The organism is Croceivirga radicis (genome assembly GCF_002072105.2).
In the GTDB taxonomy this organism is placed as follows: domain Bacteria; phylum Bacteroidota; class Bacteroidia; order Flavobacteriales; family Flavobacteriaceae; genus Croceivirga; species Croceivirga radicis.
The window spans coordinates 342,075-361,423 of the sequence record NZ_MTBC01000004.1; the positions used below are offsets into that span (position 1 = coordinate 342,075).

Genomic DNA, 19,349 nt, shown 5'->3' on the forward strand with positions numbered 1-19,349 from the left:
CCGATCAAAGCACAAAAATTAAGAAGAAATCTGTTTTTTTTGGCAGAATTTTTACATAAATCGTGCATGCCAGCTTTCCGAAGCCGGTACTTCCCAATTCTCTAAAAACTCCCCTTTTGTAGCTACCAAGTTATTAAAGACCACCGTGTTTTTGGAAACTGCCTTATCCTTTGCCATTTTCTTAAAATCCTTAAGCGCTTTATAGGCTATATATTCGCCTTGCTTATAAGAAACGTTCATTTTATCCATTAGGTCTACTTGGTATTTTTGTTCCAAAGCTTGGATAAAATGTACCGAAGCATCTATAGAACAACCTGATGCACTTGCCTGCGTTTGGTCTAGACCAATAACCAAAAACCGATTGTACGGCATGGTAAAACCTGCATTTAAGGCAGCTCCGTGTGCAGTCCATTGGTTTAAAAAAGCTTCGGTTTCTAGTTTAATTTGTGCAACTTCTTCTTCTGTGAACGTTCTATTGCATTGATAAACCCAAATTCTAGCATGTTCTGGTAAAGCTTCAAATTCTACTAGCATATTACAAAGAGTTGGCTAAAAGTTCTGCTACGTCCAGTACGGTAACACTATCTTCTTTTTCATGAGCTTTTATACCATCTGTCATCATGGTATTACAATAGGGACAACCAGTTGCAATAATATCTGGATTAGTTTCCAAAGCATCCTTGGTCCTAAGCACATTAATATCCATATCTCCTTTTTCTGGCTCTTTGAACATTTGCGCACCACCGGCACCGCAACACAAGGCCGTCTGCTTGTTACGTTTCATTTCAACCAAATTGGCGTTGGTTTTGGCTAAAACGTTTCTAGGTGCTTCATATACATTATTTGCCCTTCCAAGATAACAAGGGTCATGAAAGGTTACGCGTTTACCTTTATATTCATTACCCGTTAGGCTTAACCTACCTGCATCAATCAACTCTTTCAAGTATTGCGTGTGGTGCAAAACTTCATAAGTCCCTCCTAAACTGGGGTATTCATTTTTTATGGTATTAAACGAGTGTGGATCACAGGTAACGATACGCTTAATTTCGTAGCCATTTAATAACTCAATATTCATCATGGCTTGCATCTGAAAGAGGAATTCGTTTCCGGCTCTTTTGGCCACATCTCCCGTAGAACTTTCTTCTGGGCCTAGAACCGCAAAATCTACTTCTGCCTTGTTCAACAATCGAACAAATGCCCTAGAAATCTTTTTTGCCCTATCATCATAACTTCCTGCAGAACCTACCCAAAAAAGAATTTCGGGTTGTTTACCTTCGGCCAAGAAGGCTTCCATGGTTTTAACCTTTAATTGCTCACTCATAGTTCTAGTTTTATTCGTTAACCCAGTTTAAACGGTCCATTTGATTGTAAGGCCAAGGCGCACCGTTGTTTTCAATGTTAGACATCATATTATTCAGCTCGGTTGGCGCTGCAGATTGCTCCATTACTAAATACCTACGCATTTCTACGATTATTGAAAGCGGGTCTATACTAACCGGACATGCCTGTACACAAGCATTACATGTAGTACATGCCCATAATTCTTCTCTTGTTATATAATCGTCCAATAATTGTTTTCCGTCTGGGACAAATGTACCTTTATTGGCATCCATATTTTTACCCACTTCTTCTAGACGGTCTCGGGTATCCATCATTATTTTACGTGGACTTAATTTTTTACCCGTTTGATTAGCCGGACATTCTGAAGTACACCTACCACATTCCGTACAAGTGTAGGCGTTCATTAATTGTACCCAGTTTAAATCCGTAACGTCAGAAGCTCCAAATTTCTCCGGTTCGCCAGCATCTTCTGTTCCTGCATCTGCAGCAAAAGGATCTGCGTTTGGGTCCATCATTAACTTTACCTCATTTGTTACAGAAGCCAAATTGTTAAACTGCCCCTGTGGTTTTACCCTACCATAAAAAGTGTTAGGGAAGGCCAATAAAATATGTAAGTGTTTGGAATAGTATAAATAATTTAGAAAAAACAGAATGCCTAAAATGTGTAACCACCAGGCACCGCGCTCTATAATAATTAAAGTGCTTTCTGATAATCCTTGAAAAACAGGAGCTAAAAACTGACTAATAGGGAACGAACCTGCTTGCGCATAATGTTCTGCCCCCATTTGCTGAAGTTGATAATCGGCACCATTCATGGTTAAGAACAAGAACATTAAAACCAATTCTATATAAAGAATTAGATTACCATCTTGTTTAGGCCATCCTTTCATTTCTGGTTTTAAGAATCGTTGCAAACGAATAACGTTTCTTCTTAACCAAAAAATAACCACGGAAACAATTACTAAGAAGGCCAAAATTTCAAATGATGCAATCAAAAAATCATAGGTTCCACCTAAGAAAGCAAATAAACGGTGTGTACCCAATAGCCCATCTAGTATAATTTCTAAAACCTCTATGTTAATAATTATAAAGCCTACATAAACAATTATATGTAAAAAACCGGCTATTGGCCTTACCACCATCTTGGATTGCCCAAGAGCTATTCTTGCCATATTGGACCATCTTTCTGAACGGTCTCCGGAGACGTCTGCCTCTTTACCAAGTTTAATGTTTCTTATAAGTTTTCTAACGTTATTGTAGAAAAACCAGACCCCAAAGCCAAGGGCCAAAGCGAAAAGAAAATTAGGAATGTATTGCATAGTTTAGTTAGTCTCTTTCTCTGCGGCAGGATCATCTTCTGGCAACTCGTATTCTTTCTGTTTTTTACCAAAAACAGAAACATTTACATAGCGCTTTGGATTTAATCTAAAATCCTGCAATAATAAGTCTAGTTCCCTAGAGGCATCTGATAAGTTGTTATATAGCTCATCATTAGTTGCCAATTTACCTAAAGAACCTTGACCATTTTCAATATTGTTAAGCAATATATTTAAATTTCCGACAGTTCCTTGCAATTGTTTCACGGTTTTAGCCAAACCGGCATCTGCTAGGGAGTCTGAAATTTTAGAAAAGTTGGAAGTTATATTATCTAAATTCTTAATAGAATTATCCAATTGACCCTTATTGGCCATTAACAACTGGTCTAATTTTTGGGCACTACCCTGAAAAGAGGCAACCAATTGATTTAGACCTACTATAGTTTCTTGAAGTTGCTTTTTGGTTGGGTCATCCAAAATCTCATTAATATTTGTTAATAACGAGTCCGCTCCAGATACGGCCCCTTCTACCTTCATTTGCAGGGGTGTAAGCTTTTGTTGCACCAATTCTGTTAAACCCGGCTTAGAATTAGCATTCAATGTATCACCGGATTTTGCCAAAGCAGCACCATCAAAAACAGGAATAATCTGTAATCCCTTGCCTCCAATTATGCCTGTATCATATAGCTCTACCTTACTATTTTCTGAAAACTGAAAATCATTATTGACACTAAACGTAACCAGTAATTTTCCAGAGTTGTCTTTAAACCTAATTTCCGTAACGTTACCAACTACCAAACCGTTTAAGGTTACCTGTGTACCTGTCTGTAGCCCACCTACATGTTGGTAAACAGCATAAAATGTTCTTGAATTGTCAAAAATAGATGAAGCTTTTAGATAGCTAAAGCCAAATACTACTGCCAGTATGCCCAGCAGTACCAAAAATCCCGTCTTTACTTCCCTAGATAATTTCAAAAGGTACTGTTTATGGTTCTAAACAAAATTAGGAATATTTTTTGGCACCTTTATTTTTTGGCTATCGTTTTTAAGGCTTGTGCCATTGTTATGCGCTTTCCGTCTTTATAGGCCACAATGTAAGAATCTGTATAACCTTTAGCATCTGCATTGGACTTCAACAACTTAGCTTTCTGGTAAGAATCCGTATTCCCATATAAATATCGGTATAAATTATTTACCGGTTCTTTAGACAAATCGTTTAAACCCCTAAAATTATCACCATCCAAAGCTATAACTTTTGAACTGGCCATTAGTTGAATTTTAAAGGTTACACCAGCAGCTGCAACTTCTTCTGTTTTGGTATCGCTAACTACTGTTTTTACTACTCTGGCAGGCTCATCTTCCTTTTCTGCTACCTTGGGTTCTTCTGGTTTGGATTCCACTACTTCTTCAATTGTGGCAATGGGCGCATCATTTACAGGCGTTACGGTTTCCAAACTACTTTCTACACCATTTTTATAATTGATTACAGCCTTAGCTATAGCCGCACCCATTTCTTTTTTACCCTTTGCAGAATTTAGAAAAGCGCCCTCGCTTTTGTTGGTCAAAAAACCTGTTTCTACCAATACACTAGGCATAAATGTTTGGTGCAAAACAATAAAACCAGCCTGTTTTACCTTACGATCCTTACGCTTTAATTGCTTTGTAAATATATCTTGCATCAATTTGGCCAAAAGAATACTCTGGTCTAAGAATTCTTCTTGCATAACCGTTAAACCAATTACTGATTCTGGAGAGTTGATATCATAATCCGAATACTTTTGCTCGTAATTATCCTCTAAATAAATTACGGAGTTCTCTTTTTTAGCTACTTCAAAATTTTGCTTGTTCGCGTGTAAACCCAAAACAAAAGTTCCAGCTCCATGGGCATCAGAAGTATGGGAATCACAATGTACAGATACGAATAGATCGGCATTGGCCTTATTGGCTATCTGCCCTCTTTCATATAAGTCTACAAACGTATCATCGTCTCTTGTGTATACCACTTTAACGCCCGGATGTTGTTTAAGAGCCTTACCGGCCTCAAGAACAATAGCCAGGGCAATATTTTTTTCCAAATAACCATTACCTAAGTTACCGGGATCATGCCCACCATGACCCGCATCCAAAACAACAACAAACTCATCTTTGTTTTGTAATTGGGTATTATTTTTGCTAAAAGATAAAAGTGTAAATATAAATCCTAGGGCTATGGCAAAGGCTAACCAATTTCTCTTCATAAGAACGCATTGTTTTTAATTATCCTTTTGAGGTTAAATTTATGGTAACACCTCCTAATCAGAATAAAAAATATATGTATGTTTGAGCTCCAAAAACTGAGCCAAACTTCTACAAAAATAGGATTTATCAAGTTGCAAACAAACAAACATCCTTTTCTTTTAGTGCTGCTATTTGCTTTGTTAGCCCAATATTTAACGGCACAAGAAAAGCCTTTGGTACCCTTACCTATTAAGGCTGTTGGCGATACCTTGAACCCACCCTTGCTACCACCAAACATCTTAAACGATTCTATTGGCAAAAAGGATTCTATTAACCTGGATAGCACCAATACCAAAAATTCCATGTTGGTAGACATTATAGATTATAAGGCTAAAGATTACGTAAAACTGAGCCAAAAAGACCAAAAGATATACTTATACAACGAGGCGGAAATTAAATACCAAGACACGGAACTAAAAGCCGGTATCATAGTTATGGACTACACTAAAAATGAAGTCTATGCAGGTAGGATTAAAGATAGCACCGGAACGTATACCCAAACTCCGTACTTTAAACAGGGAGACAATGTGGTTATTCCAGATAGTATTCGGTTTAATTTTGACACCAAAAAAGCACTGATTTGGAACTCTAGAACCGAGCAACAAGCTGGTTTGGGCTCTTTAGGTAGTGATGCCATGAAGGTGCTGGCCAGTATTACTAAAAAAGAAAACGATTCTGTCTACTTTTTAAAGGATGGCAAAATGACCACTTCAAAAGACACGGTAGACCCGGATTATTTTATAAAAATTAGAAAGGCAAAGTTTGTGCCGGGCAAAAAAATAATAGCAGGTTTTAGTAATATGTATTTGGTAGACGTTCCTACTCCCATAGCTGTTCCATTTGCCTATTTTCCTTTGACCACCGGTAGAACGGCTGGGTTAATTTTTCCAACTTTTACCCAAGATCCAAATCGAGGGTTTTCTTTACAAAACGGAGGCTACTATTTACCCATAAGTGATTATGTTGATTTAAGTGTAATGGGGGATTTTTTTACCAACGGAAGTTATGGTATACGAACCCAATCCATCTATGCAAAGCGCTATAAGTTTAGGGGTAACGTAAATTTTAGATTTGAAAATCAAATAACCAGTCAAAAAGGGTTTAGCGATTACCGGCGTAGCACACTTTATAATCTTCAAATCTCGCACTCACAAGACGCCAAGGCAAATCCTAATTCTCGATTTAGTGCTTCGGTAAACTTGGGGAGTAGTCAATATTATACCAATTCTTTTAATCAGATAAACGTACAAAACACACAGAACAACAACCTTTCTTCTTCTATTTCCTATTCTAAAACATTTCCGGAATACCCATCGGTGAATTTGAACCTTACCGCTTCACATAATCAGAATACACAAACCCAACAGGTAAACCTTACCTTACCCACCTTCCAAGGTAGCATGGAACGTATTTTTCCGTTTGCTAAACGCGATGGCATTAAAAAAGGCATAATTCAAAACGTAAATTTTCAATACAACGTAAGGGCAGAAAATAGAATAACCACTACAGACTCTTTAATGTTTAGAAAAGGGATGTTTGAAAATGCTCAAATAGGCGCTAGACATACCTTACCCATAAGTACCAACTTTAAAGTAGCCAAATACTTTAGTGTAACCTTAGGGGGTAATTATGAAGATGTTTGGACGTTTGAAACCTACAAAAGAGGTCTTGATCCAGATGACCCTACCAGCAATAGTGAAGTTGTTTTAGATACCATAGAAGGTTTTGACCGTTTTAATAAATATGGCCTCTCTGCAAGTATTGGTACTACGGTCTACGGTACCTTTCCGTTTGGCGAAGACAAAAAAATACAAGCTATTAGACATGTTATGCGCCCACAGGTAAGCTGGTCTTACACCCCTTCTTTTGAGCAGTTCTATGATACATACGTAGACTATAGTGGACAAACCCAGCAGTACACACGTTTTCAGGGTATAGCCGTTGGATCCGTACCCAGCCTTAACAGGGCCAACGTACTTGGGTTCTCTTTACAAAACACATTAGAAGCCAAGGTAAGGGATAAAGATTCCACAAAACTAGAACCTAAAAAAATATCGTTATTAAGCAACCTTAATTTCTCTACTAGCTATAACATGGAGGCAGATAGTTTAAAGCTATCTCCCATAAATATGAACGGTGGCACCAGTTTTTTTGATAAAAAGCTAACCTTGAACTTTAGTGGTAGTCTTGATCCATACACCATTGACAATAATGGTAGACGAATAAACACACTAAATGTTAAAAATGGGGGGAGCTTGTTACGGTTAACCAGAGCTTCTATGAACATGCGTTATTCTTTGAGCAATGAAACCTTTAAGAAAAAGGACGGCAAAAAGGATGAAGACCGGGCAGAGGAAGCGAGTGATTATTACAGGGCGGCTAGTGGTGGTAGAACCGACGATTTGTTTGGAGCAGGCTTTGACCAAAGCCAATACCAACGTAGAGAAGACGATGGAGAGGATATAGAGAATCCTGTTTATGGCACTAAAATTCCCTGGGATTTAAACATACAATTTGCAATGGGGTATCTAAACTCCAACAGACAAAATCAAGTAAATACCGCTTCTTTGATGTTTAGCGGCAACGTACAATTATCGCCCAGATGGGATCTGGGATTATCCTCTGGTTATGATTTTGTGAACAAAGGTTTTGCACAGACCCAATTTCGATTTTCCCGTCAATTAAAAAGTTTTGACTTACGTTTTAACTGGGTTCCCTTTGGACGTAATGAACGATGGGATTTCTTTATAGGGATAAGCAGTTCTATTCTTAGCGACCTTAAATATGATAAACGTAGCCAACGAATTTTAAGGTAAAACAGCTTTTTGATCAACCTAAAGTTAAAAGTTGACTTATAAATTGGTAATCTAAAAAGATTCCTACTACCTTAGGTATCTAAAACAAACCAGTGAAAAAGATTATTAATACTCCAAACGCCCCTGCTCCTATTGGCCCATATAACCAAGCAACACTAGTTAACGACACGCTGTATATATCTGGTCAAATTCCTATTGATCCAAAAACCGGTGAATTGGTTTCTGGGGATATAAAAAAGGAAACGCAACAATCTATGGAAAATTTAAAGGCCATTTTGACCGAAGCCCAAATGACCTTTGAAGATGTTGTAAAGGCTACCATTTTTGTTAAGGATATGCACCAATTTGCTGCTATCAACGAAGTTTACGGTAGTTATTTTAATCCGGATACCGCACCTGCTAGGGAAACGGTAGAAGTTGCTAATTTACCTAAGTTCGTAAATGTAGAAATCTCAATGATTGCTATTAAATAGTAGACTGGTGAAATTTGACCAAACCTTCTATAGGTCTTCTATGCACTACGCCTTTAATTAAATCGTTACGTTCTAGAACTTGAGTAAGCTCTTCTTCTAAAAAGTGAGCAATGCTACCTACAAAATGCACTGGCACTTTTGTAGCCAGCTCAAATTGCATAATATTATTGTTTACAAACTGCTGAAGGCCTTTTTCTATAACCCCTTTGCAATACGGATGCTCCTTATTTTCTATTATAAAACGGGCAAAAGTTGCTAAATAGGTATTTGGGTTTGGCTGTTTGTACAAATGCTCCTTGATATGATCAGCATCTAGATTGTATTCCTTATTGAATTTGATGCCCAAGTCTTGCGGCATTTTATGATAGTAATAGTCTCTAAGCAATTTTCTACCAAAGAAATTACCACTACCATCATCCATTAAGATATAACCAAGCGCGGTTACCTTTTGAAACAATTGATGGCCATCATAATAACTGCAATTAGACCCAGTGCCTAAAATACATACTATGCCCTGCTCCCCTATTTTGGTAGTTGCATAAATAGCAGCATAGGTATCTTCTTTAACATCGGCCTTTGCATTAGGAAAAAACTCGCCAAAAATTGACTTTAGAAAAACTTTCATCCTATCGGTACCACAACCGGCACCATAAAAATAAAGGTGCGTTACCTTTTCCCTGTTTTTAGCTAATTCAAAATTATTAGCCAAACGGTCTTCTATAACCTCTCGTGTTAAAACCTCAGGGCTAAGACCCAAGGTTTGGGTCATAAAAATTTGGTTTCCCTTTTCGTCCAATGCAATCCAATCAGATTTGGTTGCACCACTATCTACAATAAGTATCATATAAAAAAATTCCTAAAGACGCATAAGATCGCCTTTAGGAATACGTTTTAGTTTATAAACTGTTAACGTGCAACATCAAATCACACATTTTGTTAGAGAAACCAGCTTCATTATCGTACCAAGAAATTAACTTGAAGAATTTAGAATTCAACTCAATACCAGCACCAGCATCAAAAGTACTTGTGTGTATATCTGATACAAAATCTTGAGATACAACATCATCCTCGGTATATCCTAAGATACCTTTAAGTTCTCCTTCTGAAGCAGCTTTAAAAGCTTTCTTGATTTCCTCGTAAGATGTTTCTTTTACTGTTTTTACTGTTAAATCTACAACGGAAACATCCGCAGTTGGCACTCTAAATGCCATACCGGTTAATTTACCGTCTAATTCTGGTATTACTTTACCAACGGCTTTAGCCGCACCAGTAGAAGCAGGAATAATGTTTAACAATGCAGAACGTCCACCTCTATAATCTTTTCTAGAAGGACCGTCTACGGTTAACTGCGTAGCAGTAGTAGCGTGTACGGTTGTCATCAACGCTTCTTCAATACCAAAATTATCATTAACCACTTTTGCCAACGGCGCTAAACAGTTGGTAGTACAAGATGCATTGGAAACTATAGTATCCGTAGCTTTTACTTCCTTGTGGTTTACACCCATTACAAACATTGGTGCATCTTTAGATGGCGCAGAAATTACTACTTTTTTAGCACCACCATCTATATGATACTGTGCAGTTTCCAATGTAGTAAAGATACCAGTACATTCTGCCACAACCTCAGCACCAATCTCATCCCACTTTAGGGCTTTAGGATCCTTTTCTGCAGTAATTCTAATTGTGTTACCGTTAACTACTAAGTTTCCATCTTTTACGGCTACCTCACCATCAAACTTACCATGAACAGAATCGTACTTTAATAAGTAAGCTAGGTGCTCTACGTCTAAAAGATCATTAATTGCAACTACTTGCAAATCTCCTCTTTTAACGGAAGCCCTAAATACCAATCTTCCAATTCTACCAAATCCGTTTATACCAATTTTAACTGTTCCCATGTTTTTACTTTTAAATTGAATTTAAGTGTTTATTGTGTGTTCTTATGTAGACATGATATCCGATACGCGCACCAATTCTTCGTCAATTGCCGTGTGTGCTTTAATAGCCTCACTAATTGGCGTTAAAATAAGTTGGTTATCACGTATACCTACCATATAATTAGATTTACCTTCTATTAAAGATTCTACTGCTTTAACGCCCATTCTAGAAGCCAAAACCCTATCAAAACAAGTTGGGTTACCCCCTCTTTGCATATGGCCCAAAACAGATACTCTAACGTCATAAATAGGCAAATGCTCTTCTACGTATTCTTTAAGTTCAAATACGTTTTTACCCGTCTTGTCTCCTTCTGCAACTATTACAATACTGGACGATTTACCGGATGCCTTACTTCTTTTTAAAGAATCTAAAAGCCTGTCTAATCCCAAATTTTGCTCTGGAATTAAAATTTCTTCGGCACCGGCACCAACACCAGCGTTTAAAGCAATATGGCCCACATCTCTACCCATGACCTCAACAAAAAAGAGGCGGTTGTGAGAACTAGCCGTATCCCTAATCTTATCAATAGCATCTACAACCGTATTAATTGCAGTATCAAAACCTAACGTATAGGTGGTGCCAAGAATATCATTATCTATGGTTCCCGGAATTCCAATTACCGGAAAATTGAACTCATCGTTCAATTTTAGTGCACCAGTAAAACTACCGTTACCACCAATAACCACAAGACCATCAATGTTGTTTTTAAGTAATTGGGCGTGCGCTTTCTGCCTTCCTTCCGGTGTTCTAAATTCTTCACAACGTGCAGACTTTAGTATAGTACCACCTTTGTTTATTATGTTGTTTACACTACGGGCATTCATCTCCTTGAAATCCCCTTCTATCATCCCCTGATATCCCCTGTAAATTGCTATACACTCCAATTTCATGTAGGCGCAGGTTCTTACAACGGATCGGATGGCTGCATTCATTCCTGGAGAGTCTCCTCCCGAAGTTAATACAGCTATTTTCTTAATCTTATCGGCCATTTTAAAAATTGAAAAACCAAAACTAGCAAACTTCAATAAAGTAAAAAAGTGTAGCTAGCGCTAAATTGAGAAGAAAGCGTTTTTCAAACGATTTCGTTAAAAATTATTTTGAATTTGTTGTATTTGACCAACACTATTCTTGGTTAGAAGTTGCTTTTGATTGAAAATTAATCAATCCTTTTTCTCCCATTTGTCCGTCTGATAGAGATTTTTCTTTTTGTGACTTTTCCTTTTCTTTTTTTCTGAAAATTTTAGCCATTAACTCTCTAAAAGTATTAAAATCTACCTGGTAATTTAACCCGATACCTTGGGTGTAACCTTGAGACTCCAAATAAGTTTGGTATACGTTGTTTTCCCTATTAAAAATGGTGGCGCTCAACGTACCTTCCTCGTTGAGTAAAAACTGAACCTCCACATTACCTGCAACTACGGTTTCTGAAACTCCACTTACCGGAACACCTACTTTACCATTTACCAACACCCGGTCTGATATTCTTGTAGAAACCGATACACCAATACGGTCTTCCGTGTCTATTCCCGAATTAATATCCTGATAACCCTGCTCATAAGACAATCCAAAATTAAGCTTATCGTTATTACTACCTAATACAGAATTTAAAATACCAGAAGCCGTTTGTATTAAATTGCCAGTTACGGCCTGTTGGTTTAAGCCAACAGATTCATTTACAAAGGTACCCTGCGCCATTAAAAACAAAGCATTGTTCTTTTCTATAGTAGGATCTTGCAATCTATACTCCAACTCTGATTTTATGACCGAATTGGTGCCTGGAAATTCTATATTGAAATCTATTTGTGGTTGCTCCAATTCACCTGTTAAACTAACCACCACCTCTGTTGGTATATTTCTGGTGTAATTACTACCATCTAATAATGGTGCCGGATTTGCATTTAGCTCATAAACCGCATCCAAGTTTAATTGCGCCTCTAAAGGCTCTCTTTCCCATAGTATGGTTCCGCCGGGTTTTACCTTAAACCGCTTATCTATTAAACCACCGTATTTGTAATGGTATTCACCAGTTACCACAACAAACTCTCCATACATATTAAACTTGCCATTGGTGTTGATCTCCATTAACAACAGACCTTCTCCCGTACCCCGTAACGTACTGCCAGTTTGCTGGTCTACTACAATTTCGATTTCTGCTTCTGGGGTTACGGCCAAATCGAACATCATCTCTATACCCTGATAATCATCCAAGGACCGTTGTTGTTCAATAATTTTTCCATTATCCCTTTCTATGAAGTTTATAAAAGAATAATCGCCTACACTGGTAACGTCACTAAGGGGTATTTTTAAAACACTGCCTCTTGCGGTAGCCCCATCAAAATTTATGTTCAATGCATTAATAGGCCCAAAAATACTGCCGGTACCGTTAACAAATCCGGTTCCATAATACAAAGCTTCTTCGTCGTATTCTGTATTCAAAATCATTAGGCGGTCACCAAGGGTATCTACGTTTAGGTCTAAACGCCAATCCGTAAAACCAGAGTGACTAATGGAACCGCTCAATTGCCCTTTTGTACCTTCCACAACATCTGTGAGTAGTAAGTTCTCAAAAACAAAAGATTTATTATCTAACTTAACCTTAGAAAATGGCGCAAAATCATAATCCACGTTCAACTCTGCTATTCCAAGACCAGCTTCAGTAAGGGTTAGTTCACCATTAATATCTGGATTCTGCATATCTCCCGTAATACGCGCGTTTCCATTTACCAAACCCCTAATATTACTAATAACATCTTCTCCCAAAGGCGCAAAAGGCTGTAGGTTAAAGTCGTTTAAAGATGCCATAAGATCAAAAGTTGCCTTACGGTTAACGTTGTTTATTTTACCGTTTAGCCCAAAACGTTCTTTACCTTCTTTGTTAATCCAGGCATTTACACCAAACTGCGTAAGATCGTTATTACCAAAAATAACCAGCTCCATAGTCCCTAAAACATAGTCGTTTACCGCTAAATCTTGAATTTCTACGCTAGAAGATGGTAGATACTTATTGTTCTTTTGAAGAATATTTAAAAATCCGTTAATCTTACCTTCTAATTTTAAGCTATCTACGGTAGGGGTAATTTTATTTAAGGATACTTTTTTAAACTGTAACTCCATGTCTTTATAGGTAGAATCCGCAAATTCTCCCCGCAATCTAATTTGCTCATCTTCATGGTTCATTACAATTTCTTGTATTTCAATACTATCTAGGGTTTTATTGACAATTACTTTGTTCTTACGATTACCTTCTTTATTTAACACCCATTTGTTGCCCTTAAAACTTATATCTGATGTCTTTAGACCTATAACGGATTTGTTTTCTTTATTGAAGGTATGGTAGAAATTAAGGTTATAACTATCGTTAAATTGGCTGCCCCCTTTAAATTCTGTTCTAAAAAACAAAGTATCTTTTAAGGTAGTATTAATTAGGTTAAAATCTTTTACATCATAATAAACCGTAGACATTTCTTCTACCGAGAAGAAGGTGTTGAACAGCGGGTTTTTATTATCTATCTTAAGCTCTATATTGTCCAATTTATTTTGGAACGCCTCTATGTGTGGAGATTTAAAGGTTAACTTAAAATCCCCTTCATCTGCAATAATATTACCCCTAATATAGGTGTCTGGACCAAAATTAACCTCCGGAAAAAAGACATCAACAATTTTATTGTAAATACGAAAATTGAAGTCTAAACGCTGGCCTTTTGATATTTTAAACGGCTTGTAATTGGTATAAATGCTACCCACAGAATTCTGTACCAATTTACCCAGCTCGTTCACCTTAAACTTACCACGCATGTAACCCGTGATAATATCGGGAGATTCTATATCTATATTTCTATCTCCGTTTTCCTCAAAAGAGGAAGAAACTGCAAAATCCTCAAAATAATAGGTATCATTGGCATTCTGATAGCTGGTGTTTCTAAATTGAATATTACCAACAATGTTATCCAAATTGTTGCCCGTAATATCCATATTTACCTGCCCTTTAAAAACAGATACACTATCTTTTATGAAATTTAGTTTTTTAAAATCTGCATAATCTACGGAGGCAATAAAATTAAAATCGTTTAGTTCCTGACTAAAATCTGCTAGCCCTTTAAAATCAAATGTTAGGTTCTCGTCTTTGCCTACCAAACTACCATCAAACAATTCATCCTTAATAATACCAGACATTTTTATGTTCTTGTAGTTGTAGCCATTGAATTCTAAACTATATATTTCTCCAATTGCCTCGGTATTTAGATATTCTGCCACAAAGCCCCTACCCTCTACGTTCACATCCATGGAAGTTTTTCCAAGATTGGGATTTTCAAGAAAAGTACCTAGTTCAAAATCGATTAGAGAAATAAATCCACGGTAGCTGGCATTATCAATATCGTCTATATTGGTCATTTGCAAATCTGAATAGCTACTACCAATTGCAGTACTTAGATTTACTTGGGCATCTACGCTTGTCTCGGTTACTTTGGCATCGCCCCTAACGGTAAATTGACCTAATTTTTGAAAAGAAGAAGGTATACTACCCCCCAATATTTGTGGCAACAACCCTCTTAATTGGTAATAACTAGAGGTTACATTATCCATTTGGGCATCCATTTTAAATGGCTCAGACTCGTTAAACATGTTGGTAAAAACAAAATCGCCCCTAATCCCCGTATTATCAGAGAACAGCAATAAATCATCTACCTCTAACGCATTTAGAACACCAGCAAAATTAGCCGTAAAATTGGCCGTTTTATCTTTCCCAAATTCATTAAAATACTTGTTCACTTCATTAAAAGCAACTACAGATTCCTCAAAGTAAGCATCTACTTTTACCAGATTCAGAAAGTCTTTAAAATCTTCCCTGTCATAGGTAAAGGCCAAGTTTCCTTGCAAGCTAGATTCAGGTGTTTTTATAGTCAAGTCTTCAAAATCCATTCGTTCCCTAGTGTACTTAAACTTAGTAACTAGTTGTTCCATTCTTATACCTTTTTTGGTATTAAAATCTAACTGTTCTACATCTAGAGAAACTTGTGGGCCTAGAATTAAAAAATCCGTTGCGTTTAAGTTTAGGTCAAAAAAGTTAAGAATACTTGATTGTTCCAAATTCTCATCCAACAACCGGTATTTGCTGTTTACAAGGTTAATTTCCGTTGCACTCATATAAAATGGTGGCGTATTGGGGTCTCTAGGCTTACCATCGTCCAATTTAGCAACAAACACGTCTAAGTTGGTTTCAGATTGCCCCTTGTATGTTTGCATTTTAAAGTAAAGTCCATCCACATCAATATCGCCAAACTCCAATTTACTCTTGAACATATTTCTAGCGTTCAAAACAGACGTGGTTAGTTCCTTAATATGTATTAATGTGTCTTTTTGGTAGTCTTGAACGTAAATACCCTTTATATCTGCATTTAAAGTAAAAGGAGAAAACTTTAAGCGTTCAATGTTTATATTGGTGCCAAACTCTTTATTGATTTCCGTAGTTGCATATTGCGCCAAACGGGTTTGTACAATGGGTAAAGAAAAGAATAGTGTTGCAAAGACCCCTAGCAACAAAATAACCAAAATGGTCTTTAACAGTATTTTTCTAAATTTTTTGATAGCGATATACCCTTTATCTTTGTACGTTCAATTATTATTCCAAAGCCGGTGGAAAATCAGAAAAAATATATTCTAGCAATTGAATCGTCTTGTGACGATACTTCTGCTGCTGTTTTGTGCAACAAAACAGTGTTGAGTAACGTAGTGGCCAACCAAGAGATACACAAGCAATATGGCGGTGTTGTCCCTGAACTGGCCTCAAGGGCCCATCAACAAAATATAGTACCTGTGGTGCACCAAGCCTTGGTAAAGGCAAATATCGACAAAAAACAACTATCTGCCATAGCTTTTACCAAAGGTCCAGGACTTTTAGGTTCTTTACTTGTTGGCACCTCTTTTGCCAAATCTTTGGCCTTGGGCCTAAACATTCCGTTAATCCAAGTAAACCATATGCAGGCGCATATTTTGGCTCATTTTATAGAAGACCCAGAGCAAAAAGCACCTCCTTTCCCATTTTTGGCCATGACCATTAGTGGGGGGCATACACAAATTGTTTTGGTAAAAGACTATTTTGATATGACGGTTTTGGGCGAAACGCTAGACGATGCGGTTGGTGAAGCCTTTGATAAAAGTGCCAAATTGTTAGGATTACCCTACCCCGGCGGACCACTAATAGATAAATACGCAAAAGAAGGAAACCCACATGCTTTTGAATTTCCTAAACCAAAGGTAGATGGTTTAAATTTTAGTTTTAGTGGTCTCAAAACAAGTATACTCTACTTTATACAACGTAACGTTCAAAAAAATCCAGATTTTATCCAAGAAAATCTAGCAGATATCTGCGCTTCTATACAGCATACCATAATTGCTATTCTTATGCAGAAATTAAAAGCAGCTGTAAAGGAAACAGGAATAAAACATATTGCTATTGGTGGTGGAGTGGCAGCCAATTCTGGTATTAGAGGAAAATTAAAGCAGATGGAAACCGATAAAGGCTGGACCACATACATTCCTAAATTCTCTTATTGTACAGATAATGCTGGTATGATTGGAATTGTTGGCTATTTAAAATATTTAGGAAACGAATTTGCAGAACAGGATGTAGCCGCGCAAGCCAGATATCATATTTAGTTGCTATAGAATTAATCCTAAACAAGCTAAAATAAAATTTGCCCATGCAATTGTTTTACAACCCGTTACTTAACAAGAACACAACTACCTTTTCTTTTGACAAGGAAGAAAGTAGGCATATTGCTAAAGTACTGCGGAAAAAAGAAGGCGACGTGCTATACATAACCAACGGTAAAGGTTTATTATTTAAAGCAGAATTATTGCAGGCAGATTTTAAAAAGTGTGTGGTAAAAATACTGGAAACCGATGAAAAAGAAACCGAACCCTACCATTTGCATATAGCTGTTGCCCCAACTAAAATGAACGACCGTTTTGAATGGTTTTTAGAAAAAGCTACGGAAATTGGCATAAGTGAAATAACCCCTTTGCTATGTGATCATTCTGAACGCAAACAAATTAAACTAGAACGTTTTGAAAAGGTAATACAGGCCGCCATGAAACAATCATTACAAACATGGTTGCCCAAAATAAACCCGCTAACTACTTTTTCTAAATTTGTGACCAACCAACAATCCGAACAATTGTTTATTGCGCATTGCGAAGAAACCGAAAGAAATGCATTAAAGGATTGCGTGTTACCCAATAAATCTACCACCATACTTATTGGTCCGGAGGGCGATTTTTCTAGCCAAGAAATTAATGCGGCACTGGATAAAAAATACAAGCCCGTTATGTTAGGAAACAATAGATTGCGCACAGAAACGGCTGCTATTTTTGCTTGCACCGCTGTACGTTTAATCAATAGTTAATATTGTTTACCTTTATCCAAACCTGTTGTATGAAACAACTGCCAATATTATTAGTGTTACTGGTAACCTTTACCCTTAGCGGACAAGAAATTGCCGTTCTCAAATATGGTGGGGGTGGCGATTGGTATAGCAACCCAACTGCACTACCCAATCTTATAAAGTTTTGCAATACCAACATTGGCACCAAATTGGAATTAGCACCCAAAACCGTAAGTCCAAGTTCCCAAGAATTGTTCGAATATCCGTTTATACATATGACAGGGCATGGCAATGTGTATTTTACGGACGAAGAGATTACAAATCTTAGCAGTTATTTATTAGCTGGCGGTTTTTTGCATATAGACGATAATTATGGAATGGAGAAATACATTAAACGCGAGTTAAAAAAACTATTCCCGAACAAAGAATTGGAAGAACTGGCCGTTAATCATCCCATTTTTAATCAAGAATTTCCATTTCCGCAAGGTTTACCAAAAATTCATGAACACGATGGCCAAAGACCACAAGCTTTGGGTATTTTTCACGAGGGTAGATTAGTGTTATTATATACTTTGGAATGTGATTTAGGTGATGGCTGGGAAGACCCAACCGTACACAATGATCCAGAGCCGGTACGCACAAAAGCCCTAAAGATGGGAAGTAACATTATATCATACGTATTTTCTTTATGAACAAAGAAGCCAACAACATTGCAAAAGGTATTCTTAAAGCAGTAGGTGTTATTGCTGCCATAGTACTAGTAGCCTATTTTATATACTTAATAGGTTCCGTTATTGCCTATTTGTTAATTGCGGCAGTTTTAGCTTTACTGGGAAGGCCCATAAAACGATTTCTGAATAATAAACTTAGGTTTCCAGATACCTTGGCAGTTATGGCTACCATGATGGTATTTTTAGGTGTTTTGGCAGGATTAATAGCCTTGTTTATTCCCTTAATAAGCAAACAAAGTGAAAGTTTATCCTTGTTGGATATTGATCAACTAAAACGAGACCTAAACAATCTGTACCTACAAATAATGGAATATTTTGGTACTACAAAATCTGATGTAGACCAGCTAATTGAAGATTCTGAGCTGGAGAAAACCATAGTAGATGGTTTAAACCTAAATTTTATACCTGATTTTCTTAACTCGCTATTTAATATTTTAAGTGAATTTAGTATTGGTCTTTTTTCGGTTTTGTTCATCACATTCTTCTTTCTAAAAGATAGTTCGCTTATGCAAAGCGGGTTGCTTGTTTTTATCCCTGAAACTAAAGAGAGTAAATTAACCGCCACAATAGAAAAAATAAACGGCCTACTTTCTAGGTATTTTGTTGGTTTACTACTACAGTTATCTATACTCTTTGTAATCTATACTATAACCCTATTAATTGTAGGTGTAGAAAATGCTATAGTAATTGCTTTTCTATGTGCCCTATTCAACATTATACCCTATATAGGTCCGCTACTAGGTGGTGCCGTTATGATTACCCTAACCATGACCAGTTATTTGGATGCGGATTTCAGTAGTATAATTTTACCCAAAGCCGGCTATGTACTCATTGGTATAACAGTTGGCCAGCTCATTGATAATTTCTTTTCACAGCCGTTTATTTTCTCAACAAGCGTGCGATCACACCCCTTAGAAATATTCTTGATAATTATTATTGCAGGTTTGCTGTTTGGACCTGTAGGAATGGTTGTGGCCGTACCCGGTTACACGGCGTTAAAGGTAATATTAAAGCAGTTTTTAAATGATAATTCCTTTGTAAAACGCTTTACTAAAAACGTTTAACTTTTAGT

The 19,349-nt window shown here is 37.0% G+C and carries 15 protein-coding genes; 6 read left to right on the top strand and 9 right to left on the bottom strand.

Annotated features, from left to right (window positions below):
- Window positions 1–51 precede the first annotated feature (51 nt).
- The 5 genes from BUL40_RS08410 to BUL40_RS08430 are packed head-to-tail and all read right to left on the bottom strand — an operon-like array spanning window position 52 to window position 4,894.
- Window positions 52–534 (bottom strand): hypothetical protein, encoded by a 483-nt coding sequence (locus BUL40_RS08410; RefSeq protein WP_010517380.1) that lies wholly within the window; start codon window positions 532–534, stop codon window positions 52–54.
- 1 nt (window position 535) lies between these two features.
- Window positions 536–1,321 (bottom strand): (Fe-S)-binding protein, encoded by a 786-nt coding sequence (locus BUL40_RS08415; protein ID WP_010517381.1) that lies wholly within the window; start codon window positions 1,319–1,321, stop codon window positions 536–538.
- A 10-nt stretch (window positions 1,322–1,331) separates the two neighbouring features.
- A complete protein-coding gene (locus tag BUL40_RS08420) occupies window positions 1,332–2,660 on the bottom strand; it encodes a 4Fe-4S dicluster domain-containing protein (protein ID WP_080318881.1) in 1,329 nt (442 codons plus the stop codon).
- Between the two features lie 3 nt (window positions 2,661–2,663).
- The gene (locus BUL40_RS08425; RefSeq protein WP_080318882.1) at window positions 2,664–3,632 is read right to left on the bottom strand and encodes an MlaD family protein; all 969 of its coding nucleotides are present in this window, start codon (window positions 3,630–3,632) and stop codon (window positions 2,664–2,666) included.
- Window positions 3,633–3,682: 50 nt separating this feature from the next.
- Window positions 3,683–4,894, bottom strand: coding sequence for an N-acetylmuramoyl-L-alanine amidase family protein (locus tag BUL40_RS08430; protein WP_080318883.1), 1,212 nt, complete (start codon window positions 4,892–4,894; stop codon window positions 3,683–3,685).
- 78 nt (window positions 4,895–4,972) lie between these two features.
- Here BUL40_RS08430 and BUL40_RS08435 point away from each other — a divergent pair, with 78 nt between their 5' ends.
- Together BUL40_RS08435 and BUL40_RS08440 are read left to right on the top strand one after the other, a co-directional pair.
- Complete coding sequence (locus tag BUL40_RS08435) at window positions 4,973–7,750, top strand: putative LPS assembly protein LptD (protein ID WP_080318884.1); 2,778 nt, start codon at window positions 4,973–4,975, stop codon at window positions 7,748–7,750.
- 92 nt (window positions 7,751–7,842) lie between these two features.
- The gene (locus BUL40_RS08440; protein WP_010517386.1) at window positions 7,843–8,223 is read left to right on the top strand and encodes a RidA family protein; all 381 of its coding nucleotides are present in this window, start codon (window positions 7,843–7,845) and stop codon (window positions 8,221–8,223) included.
- Here BUL40_RS08440 and BUL40_RS08445 read toward each other — a convergent pair.
- The 4 genes from BUL40_RS08445 to BUL40_RS08460 form a co-directional block, all read right to left on the bottom strand.
- Window positions 8,216–9,067 (bottom strand): N-acetylglucosamine kinase, encoded by an 852-nt coding sequence (locus BUL40_RS08445; RefSeq protein WP_080318885.1) that lies wholly within the window; start codon window positions 9,065–9,067, stop codon window positions 8,216–8,218. The genes BUL40_RS08440 and BUL40_RS08445 overlap by 8 nt on opposite strands.
- A gap of 52 nt (window positions 9,068–9,119) precedes the next feature.
- The gene (gene gap / locus BUL40_RS08450; protein WP_080318886.1) at window positions 9,120–10,121 is read right to left on the bottom strand and encodes a type I glyceraldehyde-3-phosphate dehydrogenase; all 1,002 of its coding nucleotides are present in this window, start codon (window positions 10,119–10,121) and stop codon (window positions 9,120–9,122) included.
- A 42-nt stretch (window positions 10,122–10,163) separates the two neighbouring features.
- A complete protein-coding gene (gene pfkA / locus BUL40_RS08455; RefSeq protein WP_080318953.1) occupies window positions 10,164–11,150 on the bottom strand; it encodes a 6-phosphofructokinase in 987 nt (328 codons plus the stop codon).
- Between the two features lie 133 nt (window positions 11,151–11,283).
- Window positions 11,284–15,711: a translocation/assembly module TamB domain-containing protein gene (locus BUL40_RS08460; RefSeq protein ID WP_080318887.1), complete on the bottom strand. Its 4,428-nt coding sequence runs from the start codon at window positions 15,709–15,711 to the stop codon at window positions 11,284–11,286.
- 84 nt (window positions 15,712–15,795) lie between these two features.
- Here BUL40_RS08460 and tsaD point away from each other — a divergent pair, with 84 nt between their 5' ends.
- From tsaD to BUL40_RS08480, 4 genes are read left to right on the top strand one after another with little or no spacing between them, the layout of a single operon-like run.
- Window positions 15,796–16,818 carry a tRNA (adenosine(37)-N6)-threonylcarbamoyltransferase complex transferase subunit TsaD gene (gene tsaD / locus BUL40_RS08465; RefSeq protein WP_080318888.1) on the top strand — a complete coding sequence of 341 codons (1,023 nt, stop codon included), beginning with the start codon at window positions 15,796–15,798 and terminating at the stop codon, window positions 16,816–16,818.
- Between the two features lie 44 nt (window positions 16,819–16,862).
- Window positions 16,863–17,567 carry a 16S rRNA (uracil(1498)-N(3))-methyltransferase gene (locus tag BUL40_RS08470; RefSeq protein ID WP_080318889.1) on the top strand — a complete coding sequence of 235 codons (705 nt, stop codon included), beginning with the start codon at window positions 16,863–16,865 and terminating at the stop codon, window positions 17,565–17,567.
- Window positions 17,568–17,596: 29 nt separating this feature from the next.
- The gene (locus BUL40_RS08475) at window positions 17,597–18,238 is read left to right on the top strand and encodes a DUF4159 domain-containing protein (RefSeq protein WP_080318890.1); all 642 of its coding nucleotides are present in this window, start codon (window positions 17,597–17,599) and stop codon (window positions 18,236–18,238) included.
- Window positions 18,235–19,341, top strand: a complete 1,107-nt coding sequence (locus BUL40_RS08480; protein WP_080318891.1) for an AI-2E family transporter — start codon at window positions 18,235–18,237, stop codon at window positions 19,339–19,341. Before BUL40_RS08475 ends, BUL40_RS08480 begins: the two co-directional genes overlap by 4 nt.
- Window positions 19,342–19,349 lie beyond the last annotated feature (8 nt).